This is a genomic window from Devosia oryziradicis, from assembly GCF_016698645.1.
Classification (GTDB): domain Bacteria; phylum Pseudomonadota; class Alphaproteobacteria; order Rhizobiales; family Devosiaceae; genus Devosia; species Devosia oryziradicis.
Map to the genome: position 1 here is coordinate 2923429 of NZ_CP068047.1, position 12532 is coordinate 2935960.

Consider the following 12532-nt stretch of genomic DNA (forward strand, 5'->3'; position numbering starts at 1 on the left):
GTAAGCGCGTGGGCGGTCGCTCCAGGAAACTTGCGGCGACGCAACAGGTTGGGACTTTGGTAACCCCCTGCGCGCAAATTGGCATTGTGATGCACCTCAAAAGCAACCCGGCAGATCGCGGGGAGTTGCCCAGAGGCCAGAAGGCAGAGTGCGACGAAGAGTTAGTGATGGTAACCAGGGTACTGGTGGTCGAAGACGAGATTTTCGTCGCTACCGAAATCGAACATGTGATCGAAGAGATGGGCCTGACGTCGGTGGGCATAGCCCATGACGAGCGTTCGGCGATGGTGCTGGCCTCGCAGGCAGACGTCGCCCTGGTCGATCTCAACCTGCAGGATGGACCCAGCGGAATCCGCATCGGGGGCACGCTGGCCCAGGCGCATGGCGCCACCGTGCTGTTCCTGACCGCAAACCCCAGCCAGCTCGGAAACGGCGTAGCCGGCGCCTTGGGCGTGCTGGCTAAACCGGTCAGCGACGGCGACCTGCGCGAAGCGCTGACCTATGCCCTGGGCCGGCGCGCAGGCATTGAAATTGCGCCCCCTGCCCGGCTGCGCCTGTTCGAGGAAGCTACCGCGCTCAGCGCGACCGGTTGAGCTAGGCGAGCCGCGCCGAACGCCGGAGCGCGTCGGTCGGCATGTCGATCTCGACCCGGAGCCCGCCGGGCTCCCACAACCGCTCCATGCGCCCGCGCAGCTGTCCCTCGATGCTCAGCACGATGAGGCGTGATCCGAAGCCGCTCAGTTCCACTTCCCCGGTTATGGGTGGACCGCCTACTTCCTTCCAGGTCAAATGGTAGCGCTCGCCATCCGCGCGGCCGGAAATCTCGACCCTGCCGCCAGCGGCAGACAGGGCGCCATACTTGGCGGAATTGGTGCCCAGTTCGTGAAACAGCAAAGCCAGGGGCGTCGCCGCCCCGTCGTCGACGACAGCATCGTCCCCCTCGAAGACCAGGCGGCCTTCACCGTCCTGGCGATAGGGTTGCATCAGGCGGTCGATCAGCGACTTGAGCGAACCCTGGTTTTCCGGCGGACGCGAAATGTGGCTGTGCGGACGGAGGAAATCGTGTGCTTCCCCGAGGGCATAGATGCGCTGGCGCAATTCGTCGGCGAAGACCTTGGCCTCGGGCCGGCTGCGCGCGGACAGGCTGATGATGCCGGTCAGGACGGCGAAGATGTTCTTGATCCGGTGGCTCAGTTCCTGGGCCACAAGTTCGCGTTCCTCGGCAGCCAGGCGGGTCTCGTGGATATCGGTGCAGGTTCCGAACCAACGGACGATCTGGCCACTGGCGTCGCGGATAGGCCGTGCCAGGCCCAGCGTCCAGCGATAGGCACCGCTGTGGTGCCGCAGGCGATATTCGATCTGGTACGGCTCGCCGGTCTCCAGCGAGTGACGCCAGGCCTGCCAGGCGCGTTCCTGGTCTTCGGGATGGAACATGCCGTTCCAGCCTTCGCCATCGGTCGTCCCCTCGGGGACGCCGGTAAATTCGTACCAGCGCTTGTTGTAGTAGTCGTGGAAGCCGTCGGGGAGCGTCGACCAGACCATTTGCGGCATGGTGTCGGCCAGGGTCCGGAAGCGCAGCTCGCTGGCAGCCAGGGCGTCGGAGGTACGACGCTGCTCGGTGACATCGACGACGACGCCAGGCAGGCGGATCGGCGCCCCATCGGCGCCGAGGCGCGGTCGGCCCGAAGCGATGACCCAATGGACTTCCCCGTCGGTGGCGGAGACGAGGCGGTATTCGCTGCGGAAGGGGATGCGATCGCGCAGGGCAACTTCGATCTGCTCGTTTACGCGCGCAACATCTTCGGGATGGATCGCGGCCAGGAATTCGGAGATCGGCACGCCCAGGCCGGCACGGAGCGGGTCGAGATTGTACAATGCCGCAAACTTGTCGTCGGCTGTGACGATGTCGTTGGCAATATCCCAGTCCCACGTGCCGACGAGGCCCGATCCATCGAGGGCCAGCGACAGTCGCTCCTCGCTGCGCGCGAGGGACTTCTCGGTCAGCACGCGGTCGGTTGTCTCCTGCACGATGCACAATGTGCCCAGGGACTGGCCGTCATCGCCCATGATGGGGCTGTAGTGGAGGTCCATCCAGCCCGATTCCAGCTGGCCGTGACGGTTGAGAACGAGCTCCTGGTCGCGCAGGCTCCAGGACTGTCGGCGGAGGCCGCGCTCGATGTTGTCGCGGTTGAAATCGGCGATTTCCGGCCAGGCCTCGAGCGTCGGCATGCCGAAGATGGCAGGATGCCGGTTGCCGGCGAATTCGGCGTAGGCGTGGTTGTAGATAAGGATGCCCTGGTCTCCGACCATCATGACCATGGGGGTGGAAGCCACCATCATCAGCCGAACGGCGCCCTTGAGGCCTGCAGGCCAGTCGGGAATCGCGCCCAGCGGCGTGCTCGACCAATCGAAGTCGTTGAGCAGCTTGAGCGTCGGGTCCTGCTCGAGGCGGGCGCGTGCCTCAGGACTGGCCGAGGGGAACAAGGACTGGGGCATGCGCGGCTTTCATGGACGGGTCGGCGGATAGCCCACTATGAAGGCCGCGCGTTGATCGTGCAACGCGCGGCCCACCAAGCGGTTCACGAACCGAGATAATTATTCGCCGGCAGCAAGACGCTGGCGCGGCGGCTTTTGCGCATGGACTTCTTCGGCGACGAGGAAGGCCAGTTCAAGGGCCTGGCTGGCATTGAGGCGGGGATCGCAATAGGTGTGGTAGCGATCCGACAGCGAGGCCTCGGTAACGGTGGCAAAGCTGCCGCCGGTGCATTCGGTGACGTCGTCGCCGGTCATCTCGATATGGACGCCGCCGGCATACGTGCCCATCTCGCGGTGGATTTCGAAGAAGGACTTAACTTCGGACAAAACCCGGTCGAACGGGCGGGTCTTGTAGCCGGTCGACGCCTTGATGGTGTTGCCATGCATGGGATCGGAGCACCAGACGACGGTGCGGCCGGCCTTCTGCACGGTTTCGATATGGCGCGGCAGGTGATCGGCGATCTTGTCGGAGCCGTAGCGGCTGATCAGGGTGATGCGGCCGGCCTCGTCGGTTGGGTTCAGCCGATCGAGCAGGCGCAGGAGATCATCGGCCGACAGCGACGGGCCGCACTTGATGCCAATGGGATTTTTGATGCCGGCGAAATATTCGACATGAGCGGCATCGGGCTGGCGGGTGCGGTCGCCGATCCAGAGCATGTGGCCGGAAGTGGCGTACCAGTCATTGGTGATGGAGTCGCGACGGGTGAGCGCTTCCTCATAGCCGAGCAGCAGCGCTTCATGGCTGGTGAAGAAGCTGGTCTGGCGCAGAGCCGGGGTATTGTCGGGGTTGAGGCCGAGGGCACCCATGAAGGTGATGGCGTCGTCGATCTTGCGGGCGACTTCCTCGTAACGCGGATACCAGTTGGAGCCCTTCATGAACCCGACGGTCCATTCGTGGATGCGGGTCAGTTCGGCGTAGCCACCCATGGAGAAGGCGCGCAGCAGGTTGAGCGTGGCCGCCGACTGGCGGTACGCCTGCAGCATCCGGTCCGGATTGGGCAGGCGCGAGGCCTCGGTGAAGCCGATATCGTTGATGATGTCGCCGCGATAGGAGGGCAGTTCGACGCCGTCGATGGTTTCGGTATCGGCGGAACGCGGCTTGGCAAACTGGCCGGCGACGCGGCCGACCTTGACCACGGGCTTGGATGCGCCATGGGTCAGCACAACGGCCATCTGCAGGAATACGCGGAAGAAGTCGCGGATATGGTCGGCACCGTGCTCGGCAAAGCTCTCGGCGCAGTCGCCACCCTGGAGCAGGAAGGCCTCGCCGCGGGCGACGGCGGCAAGCCGCGCCTTTAGATCACGGGCTTCGCCGGCAAAGACCAGCGGCGGGAATGTGGCAAGCTGACGCTCGGCTTCGGCCAGGGCAGCAGGATCGGGATAGGCCGGAACCTGGGAGATGGGCTTATTGCGCCAGCTATCGGGGGTCCAGGTGCTCATGTCAGGTCTCGTTCACGCGGCGTTACGCATTGTTGCGGGCGGAATACCAAGGGCAGCGGCGACGGACAAGGATATTCGGGGTGAGATATTGGTCGCATGCGGACGCGCCGCCGGATCGCGGGTTTCAAAGTCGCATGCCCAAGAGCGCAGCGAGCCGTATGCCAGATGGCAACGGGCGGACCCCGAGACGGCCTTCGCGCCGAAAGTGAAAGTTAGTGAGACGGAAGCCGTCTCGGGGTGCCGGTTTTTGGAGCAGCACCGGGCCGGTCGCGCACACGCTTCCGTCCGGCCGGGGGTTGTCGGAGATGGTGCCTCACAGTCGGTCAGCCGCCCACCTTCTGCCCGTTGCGATAGGTGTAGCTGGGGGCCTTGAAGGTCACCAGTTCCTCGGCGGCGCTGGGATGGAGGGCCATGGCGCGGTCGAAATCGGCTTTGGTGGCGGCCATGCCCAAGGGGATGGCGACGAGCTGGATCATCTCGGCGGCGCCCGGGCCCAGGATGTGGCAGCCAAGGACCTTGCCGCCATTGGCGCCGACGATGAGCTTGAGCACCATCCGCTCGGTGCGGGTGGAGAGCGTGTTCATCATGGGCCGGAAGCGCGCAACATAGACGTCGATATCGCCATGGGTGGCGGCTTCGGTCTCCGTCAGGCCGATGACGCCGATTTCAGGGTCAGCGAATACGGCGGTCGGGATCTGGCTGTGATCGACGGCCAGGGGATTGTTGTTGAAGACCGTCTCGGCGAAGTACCAGCCCTCCCGGATGGCGACCGGGGTGAGCGCGGCGCGGCCCGTGACATCGCCTACCGCGTAGATCGAGGGCACGGATGACTGTGAATAGGCGTCGACCGCGATCGCGCCCATGGCCGTGAGCTTGACGCCGACCTTCTCGAGCCCAAGACCCTTGACGTTCGGGGTGCGGCCCGTGGCGAACATCACCGCGCCATAGGGGGCGGAGACGCCATCGCTGAAGGTGGCGACGATGTCGTTGCCCGACTTGGCCAGCGATTTGATCGTGGTCTGGTAGATGAGCTTGATCCCGCGGTCGGTGAGGCCGGCTTCAAGGCCGATGGCCATGTCATCATCGAAGGTGCGCAGGATGCGCGAGCCTCGATAGATGATGGTGGTATTGACGCCAAGGCCGGCGAAGATGGTGGCAAATTCCACCGCGATATAGCCACCACCCTCAATGAGAATGGAATGGGGCAGAGCGGGAAGGTCAAAGGCCTCGTTGGAGGTAATGCCCAGCTCGGCGCCCGGGATGGGGGGGATATAGGGATGCCCGCCAGTGGCCACCAGGATGTATCTGGCGGTCAGGTCGCGATCCTGCCCCACCAGGTGGACGCTGTTGGCGCCGGTGACCACGGCACGATCCTTGATGATCTCGACGCCGGGCTTTTCCAGGTTGGCCGTGTAGGCACTTTCGAGCCGGGTGATTTCCTTTTCCTTGTTGGCCACGAGCGTGGGCCAATCGAAGGACGCGTCGACCTGCCAGCCGAAGCTGGACGCGACGTCGAACATGTCGTGGAAGCGCGAGGCATAGACGTAGAGCTTCTTGGGCACGCAGCCGCGGATGACGCAGGTGCCGCCAACGCGGAACTCCTCCACGATGGCAACCTTGGCGCCATAGGTCGCGGCCATGCGGGCGGCGCGAACGCCGCCGGAGCCGGCGCCGATGACAACAAGATCATAGCTATCGGCGGACATGGATGGCTCCTTGGGCAATATTCATCGGCATATGACGATATATCGGCAGGCACTTCGCATAAACAAAGGCCCCGCACAAGGCGGGGCCGGATGGCTGGTGTGCACCAATAGCTGGGCTCGAGCGATCAGACGTCGAAACCCTTGGCGCGGAGTTCGGCGCGGACCTTGGCGTAGAATTCGGAACGCGTGTTGTTGGTGAATACCTGCAGGACCGCCTGGAGGTCGGAATTGACCTCGGTATTGGCCGAGGCAAGCTTCTGGCCGGTGGGCGATTCATAGAAGGTGACGATCTCCTGGAGCTCTTCAACAGTGAAGCGCGTGGCATAGACGCGCGCGAACTGGTCGAGCAGTTCACCCTTGCGGCTCTGATAGGTCTCCAGCACGGCGCCGATCGCCAGATCGATTTCCTTGGCCAGTTCGGGGTTCTGTGTCGTCAGCTGGCTCAGCGTGCCCATGCCGATGTCGACCAGCGCGATCTCGTAGACACCCGCGCTATCGGTGAGCTCGACATATTTGCGCGCCAGAGCGAGCTGGTCGGGCGGAACTTCCTGTGCGGCTGCCGGCGCAGCCACGGCGATAATGGCGGCGCTCAGCGCCACGGCCAGCAGCGCCTTGGCGCGCATGATCATACTGGTCATCGTTGAAAAACCCATCTTGTCCCGATCCATCAGTTCGTGCCGCTCGTCAGGGTTCTTACGCCATCCGGGGTCGCCACATAAGCCGTCTTGCACATTTTGAGGAACAGCCCGTGCTGTACAACCCCGGCAATGTCGAGCAAGTCGCGCGACAGCGCTTCTGGCTGCGAAATACGGCCAAAAAAAGCATCCAGCAGGAGATGTCCCCCGTCCGTCACATAGGGGGAGCCAGGCGCGGTTTCGCGCAGGCGCAGCGGGCCCTGGGCGCCATGCCTGGCCATGACGTCGGCCACCGCGCGCTGGGTGGCACCCAGGCCAAAACGATTGACCTCGATCGGCAGGGGGAAGCGCGGACCCAGCGCGGGAACCAGCTTGGAGTCGTCCGCGATCACGACCATCGCGTCGGAAGCCGCGGCGACGATCTTCTCCCGCAACAGGGCGCCACCGGCCCCCTTGATGAGGTTGAGATCGGGGTCGATCTCGTCGGCGCCATCGACGGTCAGGTCGAGCCGGTCCAGCGTTTCGAGATCAGACAGCGGGATATTGAGGGAGAGCGCCTGGCGCGCGGTGACTTCGGAGGTCGGCACACAGATGCAATCGAACCCGGCAGCAACCTTTTCGCCCAGCAGGTCGACGAAGTGCCGAGCCGTGGAGCCCGTCCCCAGACCCAGGCGCATGCCGGGTCGCAGGTTGGTCAACGCCATCGCAGCGGCCTGACGCTTCAGATCTTCGCTCATGGGCCCTCCAGTGACACCGGCAATGCAGGGGCGCGACGTGCGTGTCAATGCCGAAAAAACCGCGAAATCACGGATTGGTGAACGAGAACTGTAACCTCGCAGCAACACACTTTTGCGAAGGTGGCGCGAGTGTGGCGATTCCGAGGCACCCGCCTCTTTTCGCTATAACGCAAACCGCGTAAGCAACCGCAATTGTCACGTGGGCGAGTCGAATGCCCATATGTTCCAGAGGCCAAGTCGTCAGATGTTCAATATCAAGTCAACGATAGCAATCGGGCTGTCGATTATCTTGTCGGCTAGCAGCGTCATGCCTGCCACGGCTGCGCTGGTATACGACCGCAACACCGGCGGCTGGGTGGACGAGGCGACCATCGCCGCGCCAAGCCCGCGCAGTGGCAGCCCCATCCGCAAGGAAATCGTCGACTACGTGACCAACCACAAGCCCGGCACGATCGTCATCGAAACCGACGAACGCCGCCTCTACCTCGTCCTCGAGGGTGGCAAGGCGATGAAGTATGGCGTCGGCGTCGGTCGCGACGGCTTCACCTGGTCCGGCACCCACCGCATTACCCGCAAGGCCGAGTGGCCAGGCTGGACGCCCCCGCCGCAGATGCGCAAGCGCGTCCCGGACCTGCCGGCCTATATGGAAGGCGGCCCCAACAACCCGCTGGGCGCCCGCGCGCTCTATATCGGCTCGACGCTCTATCGCGTGCATGGCACGTCCGAGCCGTGGTCGATCGGCCAGGCCGTCTCGTCGGGCTGCATTCGCCTGACCAACGACGACATCACCGATCTCTACGATCGCGTTCAGGTGGGCGCCCTCATCGTCGTCAACCACTAATACCGGCGCTGAGCAGGTGATGCTGGCCTGACCGACTTGGTACTGGCGCAGAATTGACAAGGGCCGCCTTTTGGGGCGGCCTTTTTGTTTGCGGGTGGCTTTGAAAAGTCAAAGACGGGGATTAGGTTGCGGCCATGACCGCATCCGCCTCCCCTGCCCGCCCGCTTGTCGACCGCTATGGGCGGCATGTTTCCTATCTGCGCATATCGGTGACGGACCGGTGCGACTTCCGCTGTGTCTATTGCATGGCCGAGGACATGACGTTCCTGCCCAAGCGCGATGTGCTGAGCTTTGAGGAAATCGAGGCGATCGCGGGTGCGTTCATCGCCCGCGGGGTGACCAAGATCCGGCTCACGGGCGGCGAACCGCTGGTGCGGCGCGACATCATGGAGCTGGTTACGACCCTGGGCGGCCAGATCGGGCATGGCCTGGAGGAGCTGACCCTCACCACCAATGGCAGCCAATTGCGCAAGCATGCGCGGGGGCTGGCCGATGCAGGCGTACGACGGCTCAACGTGTCGCTCGATACGCTCGACAGCGACCGTTTCCGCGCGATTACCCGCCGCGGGAGGCTCGAAGACGTGCTCGACGGGATCGACGCGGCACAGGCGGCGGGGCTGACGATCAAGATCAACATGGTGTCGATGCGCGGCGTCAATGACGACGAAATCGAGCCCATGATGGCCTGGGCGCATGGCCGCGGCATGGGCCTGACGCTGATCGAGGGCATGCCGCTGGGCGAGGTCGGCATCGACCGGGTCGACAGCTACCTGCCGCTGCGCGAACTGCACGACCAGCTGGCAAGGCGCTACACGCTGAGCAAGCTCGACAAGCGGACGGGGGGACCGGCGCGCTATGTGCATGTGGCCGAGACCGGCGGCGTGCTGGGCTTCATCACCCCGATGAGCCACAATTTCTGCGAGAGCTGCAACCGCGTGCGCCTGACTGCGACCGGGCAGCTCTACCTCTGCCTGGGGCAAGATGACCAGGTGAACCTGCGCGACGCGCTACGCGATGGCGGACCGCCGGCGCTGGATGCCGCGCTGGACCACGCCATGCTGATCAAGCCCAAGGGGCACGATTTCGTCATCGACCGGACCCGCCCCGAGCCGGCGCTGGGCCGGCATATGAGTGTGACCGGAGGCTAGGATGGGCGAACGCATCACATTGACGGCCAGCGACGGCTTCACGCTCAATGCCTATCGCGCGATGCCCGAAGGCAAGCCACGAGCGGGCGTGGTGGTGATCCAGGAAGTCTGGGGCCTCAACAAATTCATCCGCGACGTGGTAGACCGGTATGCCCGGCATGGGTTCCTCGCGGTGGCGCCGGCGATGTTCGACCGTGTCGAATTCGGCTACGAGAGTGACGATTACGGGCCCGAACAGTTCGTCATCATCGGCGAGCTGATGAAGAAATTCGACCACAAGACTGCGCTGCTGGATGTGGCGGCAGCGATCGGGGCTGCCGCTGCCGGCGGGAAGGTGGGCATTACCGGCTATTGCTTTGGTGGTGCGGTGACCTGGCGGGCGGCCGCCCACGAGGGAATGGGGCTTAGCGCAGCATCGGGTTACTATGGTGGCGGGGTGCCGAACTATATCGACCTCATGCCCCGCATTCCCATCCAGATGCATTACGGCGACCAGGACACCGGCATTCCGCTCGAGCAGATCGAAGCGCTCAAGGCCCGCCATCCGGAAGCCGACATCTACACCTATCCGGCGGCACACGGCTTCTGCAACAACCAGCGGGCATCCAACTTCAACGAGGCAGCCTGCACCAGAGCCTCGGCCCGCACGCTCGACTTCTTCCGCCAGCATCTTGGATAGGCTGGAGGCGCATCGCGACTATCTCGACGCGGCGTGGCGGGCTGCACTAGCGGCGCCACTGTCGGTGCGCAAGGCGATGCTGGTGGCGGCGCTGATCGACGCCTATGTGGACCGGCAGTTCGCGGCGCTGCCGGAGCCGGACGACATCCTGGAATTCCGGGCGGGGCTGGCGGCCAGGAGCCCGGCGCTGGCGCCGGTGTTCGCGCTCTGTGCGTGGCGCGAGGGTGGGCCGCGGCCGGTTATCGAGGCGGTGCCAGTGCCAATTGCCGACTACGGCACCCTTTCGGTCGAAGACTTCATGGTCAGCCTCTACAACGACCACAGCGTACAGCGGCTGCGGCTGGTGCTGCCGGATGGAACGCGCCTGGACATGCTGGCGACGCTGGGTGAGGCGATCGCGGCCCTCGGCTAGGCCCGCATGGCATCGCGGAAGCCGCGCATGCCGATGATCTCGACCCCGGCCGCGTCGAGCAACTCCTGCGCACGACCGGAACGAAAGAGCTCGTATTCGGCTACGCGCATGGGCGCGTCATCGGAATACATCTCGATGTCGCCGGGTTGGGCGAAGTGGAAGGCGCCCCAGTTGAGGCCGGGAACAGCGCGGCGGAAAATCCCGGCATAGGTGGTGGCATCAGGCGCCAGATTGCCGAAGGGCGACATGATGAAGCGCTGGAAATCCGGATTGCCGCGGGCGACCAGCCGCTCGACGATCGCATCATATGCGGGGCCGGACCCAGCGCTGTCCCCGACATCACGCGCAAAGACCACCGGCAGCCGAAACTCCTCGCCCAGCCTGAGGTAGATCTCGACATATTCGGGCATGGTCACCGTGCCCATGTGGGAATCGAGGTGGGTGACGTCGATGCCGGCGGCGAGCGCCGTTTCGACTTGGCGGCGCAATTCGGCCTCGACGGCGGCTACATCGGCATGACGGGCGTCCTGAACGCGGCGCCACATGAAGCCGTCGGTGTCGGTGAGGCCGTTTGTGGCGACGCCCGTCAGCGGACGCCAGCGAAAGCCGGCAAACTCGGCATTGAGGGTGAGATGGACGCCCACATCGAGATCAGGTCGATCACGGCAGATGGCGGCCATTTCGGGAAACCAGGGGCACGGCACCATGACCGAGCCGCAGGTGACCACACCCAGGTCGGCCAGCTCGACAAAGGCCAGATTGGCTCCGTGGCTGGCCCCGAGATCGTCATGATGCACGACGAGCTGGATATTGGACACTTGTGGCCCCCCTATCGCCAGTCGGCCCGTTCGACCAGCTCAACCAGAATGCCATCGGGGTCGCGGACAAAGGCGACACGGCGGATCATCTCGGTGAAGAAGGCCGGACGGGGCGCTTCGATGACTTCGATGCCGGCGGCCTCGCATTTTTCGACCATCGCATCGACGTCGTCGAAGGCAAAGGTGATATGCCGGACGCCCGCTTCGTGGGGTGGCACGTCGCGCGAGCGCGAGATGTCGGCATTGGGGCAAGCGATTTCGAGCATGCCGCTGCCCGTATCGAGGAAGACCATCTCACCGCGGTCACTCGTCTTGCGCAAGGCCAGGGTCAGGCCCAGCAGGTCGCAATAAAAGGCGATGGTGCGGTCGAGGTTGCTGCAGGTCATGCCGACATGTTCGAAGCCAATCAGCATCGGGCGCTACTTGTCGTCGTCCACGACGATGGCAAAGTCGAGCGGCAAGGCAGTGGTGTATTTGATCTGGCCCATGGCGAAGGCCGAGCTGACGTCCGTCAGGTTGATCTTGCTGATGAGCTTTTTGTAGAAGGCGTCATAGGCACCGATATCAGGCACCACGACCCGCATCAGGTAGTCGACCTCGCCGCTCATGCGATAGAATTCGACCACCTCGGGGAATTCATCGATGACGGCGGAAAATTTGCGCATCCAGGCGTCGTTGTGCTCGTTGGTCTTGACCGAAACAAAGACCGTGACGCCGACATTGACCTTTGCGGGATCGAGCACGGCCACGCGGCGCTGAATGACGCCGTCTTCTTCCATCTTCTGGATGCGGCGCCAGCACGGCGTGGTGGACAACCCCACCTTGCGGCCGATTTCAGCCACCGGCATGGTGGCGTCCTTCTGCAGAAGGGTGAGAATCTTCCGATCGATCTTGTCCAGTGCCATATCGCCCCCGCGAAATCAGATTTCCAATTCCGGCTCAATTCACTCCGAAATTGGCGGGTTACCTGCCACGTCCCGACCTGATTAGCAATAATCTTGCGCGGGCGAACTGTGTGATCGGCAACTACACATTGTTAACCTAGAGTCCGATCGTCGCCAACCAGCCCAGCAATCCCCGACCCTGCGGATGATCGTCCCGCCACTGGCGCGGGGCGTCAAAGTCCCCGGCCCAAATCCCCGCGCGGTCGCGACGCGCGTTTGCCTCTTCGCTCCAATAGCGTCCCGAGGAGACGGCGAGGCCCTCCGCCACCATCATGGCCCCGATATCGTGGCCGGACACCTGGCAGGTGGCGAGCAGGCGACCATACTGGTCGACATCCTCGGGGCGGCAATGGACCGGGCCTCCAGCCAGCAATCGCGCCATGCGATCGCGCGCGGCGCGGCCGCATGGCCAGCTCTGGCCATCAGCATGGAAACAATCCTGCGACAGTTCGGGGGCGTCCAGGCCAAGCAGCCTGACGCGATCCGGACCCAGGCGGAAGCTGTCGCCATCGCTGGCCCTGGCTGAGCCCGAGACAGGCGCCGGCGGCTGATCGAGGGCCGCTGCGACCATGGCCGCGAGGATGAGCACTCCGATCGCGACGATTGCGCCGCCGGGGCCACGAAACAGAGATTTGCG

The 12532-nt window shown here is 64.2% G+C and carries 14 protein-coding genes; 5 read left to right on the forward strand and 9 right to left on the reverse strand.

Annotation, left to right across the window (positions count from 1 at the left end; genetic code table 11):
- Positions 1–167 precede the first annotated feature (167 nt).
- Complete coding sequence (locus JI749_RS14565; RefSeq protein ID WP_201655402.1) at positions 168–593, forward strand: response regulator; 426 nt, start codon at positions 168–170, stop codon at positions 591–593.
- A gap of 1 nt (position 594) precedes the next feature.
- Here the strand turns inward: JI749_RS14565 and JI749_RS14570 are convergent, their stop codons facing one another.
- From JI749_RS14570 to rpiA, 5 genes are all read right to left on the reverse strand, one after another.
- Entirely contained in the window at positions 595–2496 is a 1902-nt protein-coding gene (locus JI749_RS14570) for a PAS domain-containing sensor histidine kinase (RefSeq protein WP_201655405.1), read from the reverse strand.
- A 99-nt stretch (positions 2497–2595) separates the two neighbouring features.
- Positions 2596–3975 (reverse strand): class II 3-deoxy-7-phosphoheptulonate synthase, encoded by a 1380-nt coding sequence (locus JI749_RS14575; RefSeq protein WP_201655408.1) that lies wholly within the window; start codon positions 3973–3975, stop codon positions 2596–2598.
- A gap of 323 nt (positions 3976–4298) precedes the next feature.
- Positions 4299–5681: a glutathione-disulfide reductase gene (gor, locus tag JI749_RS14580; protein WP_201655411.1), complete on the reverse strand. Its 1383-nt coding sequence runs from the start codon at positions 5679–5681 to the stop codon at positions 4299–4301.
- 125 nt (positions 5682–5806) lie between these two features.
- Positions 5807–6319 (reverse strand): DUF2059 domain-containing protein, encoded by a 513-nt coding sequence (locus tag JI749_RS14585; RefSeq protein WP_201655416.1) that lies wholly within the window; start codon positions 6317–6319, stop codon positions 5807–5809.
- A gap of 29 nt (positions 6320–6348) precedes the next feature.
- Entirely contained in the window at positions 6349–7053 is a 705-nt protein-coding gene (gene rpiA / locus JI749_RS14590) for a ribose-5-phosphate isomerase RpiA (protein ID WP_201655419.1), read from the reverse strand.
- Positions 7054–7360: 307 nt separating this feature from the next.
- Here rpiA and JI749_RS14595 point away from each other — a divergent pair, with 307 nt between their 5' ends.
- From JI749_RS14595 to JI749_RS14610, 4 genes are all read left to right on the forward strand, one after another.
- Positions 7361–7894: a L,D-transpeptidase gene (locus tag JI749_RS14595; RefSeq protein WP_201655421.1), complete on the forward strand. Its 534-nt coding sequence runs from the start codon at positions 7361–7363 to the stop codon at positions 7892–7894.
- Positions 7895–8028: 134 nt separating this feature from the next.
- Positions 8029–9042, forward strand: coding sequence for a GTP 3',8-cyclase MoaA (gene moaA, locus JI749_RS14600; RefSeq protein WP_201655424.1), 1014 nt, complete (start codon positions 8029–8031; stop codon positions 9040–9042).
- 1 nt (position 9043) lies between these two features.
- Positions 9044–9721 (forward strand): dienelactone hydrolase family protein, encoded by a 678-nt coding sequence (locus JI749_RS14605; RefSeq protein WP_201655427.1) that lies wholly within the window; start codon positions 9044–9046, stop codon positions 9719–9721.
- Entirely contained in the window at positions 9714–10133 is a 420-nt protein-coding gene (locus tag JI749_RS14610; RefSeq protein WP_201655430.1) for a hypothetical protein, read from the forward strand. The genes JI749_RS14605 and JI749_RS14610 overlap by 8 nt, the downstream gene beginning before the upstream one ends.
- On the opposite strand, the gene JI749_RS14615 is transcribed toward JI749_RS14610, so the two are convergent.
- The 4 genes from JI749_RS14615 to JI749_RS14630 all read right to left on the reverse strand — a co-directional run bounded on the left by JI749_RS14615 (position 10130) and on the right by JI749_RS14630 (position 12484).
- Positions 10130–10951: a polysaccharide deacetylase family protein gene (locus tag JI749_RS14615; RefSeq protein ID WP_201655433.1), complete on the reverse strand. Its 822-nt coding sequence runs from the start codon at positions 10949–10951 to the stop codon at positions 10130–10132. The genes JI749_RS14610 and JI749_RS14615 overlap by 4 nt on opposite strands.
- An 11-nt stretch (positions 10952–10962) precedes the next feature.
- Positions 10963–11364 (reverse strand): VOC family protein, encoded by a 402-nt coding sequence (locus JI749_RS14620; protein ID WP_201655436.1) that lies wholly within the window; start codon positions 11362–11364, stop codon positions 10963–10965.
- A gap of 6 nt (positions 11365–11370) precedes the next feature.
- Positions 11371–11850, reverse strand: coding sequence for an Lrp/AsnC family transcriptional regulator (locus JI749_RS14625; RefSeq protein WP_201662886.1), 480 nt, complete (start codon positions 11848–11850; stop codon positions 11371–11373).
- Between the two features lie 142 nt (positions 11851–11992).
- Positions 11993–12484: a thermonuclease family protein gene (locus JI749_RS14630; protein ID WP_201655439.1), complete on the reverse strand. Its 492-nt coding sequence runs from the start codon at positions 12482–12484 to the stop codon at positions 11993–11995.
- Between the last annotated feature and the right edge of the window lie 48 nt (positions 12485–12532).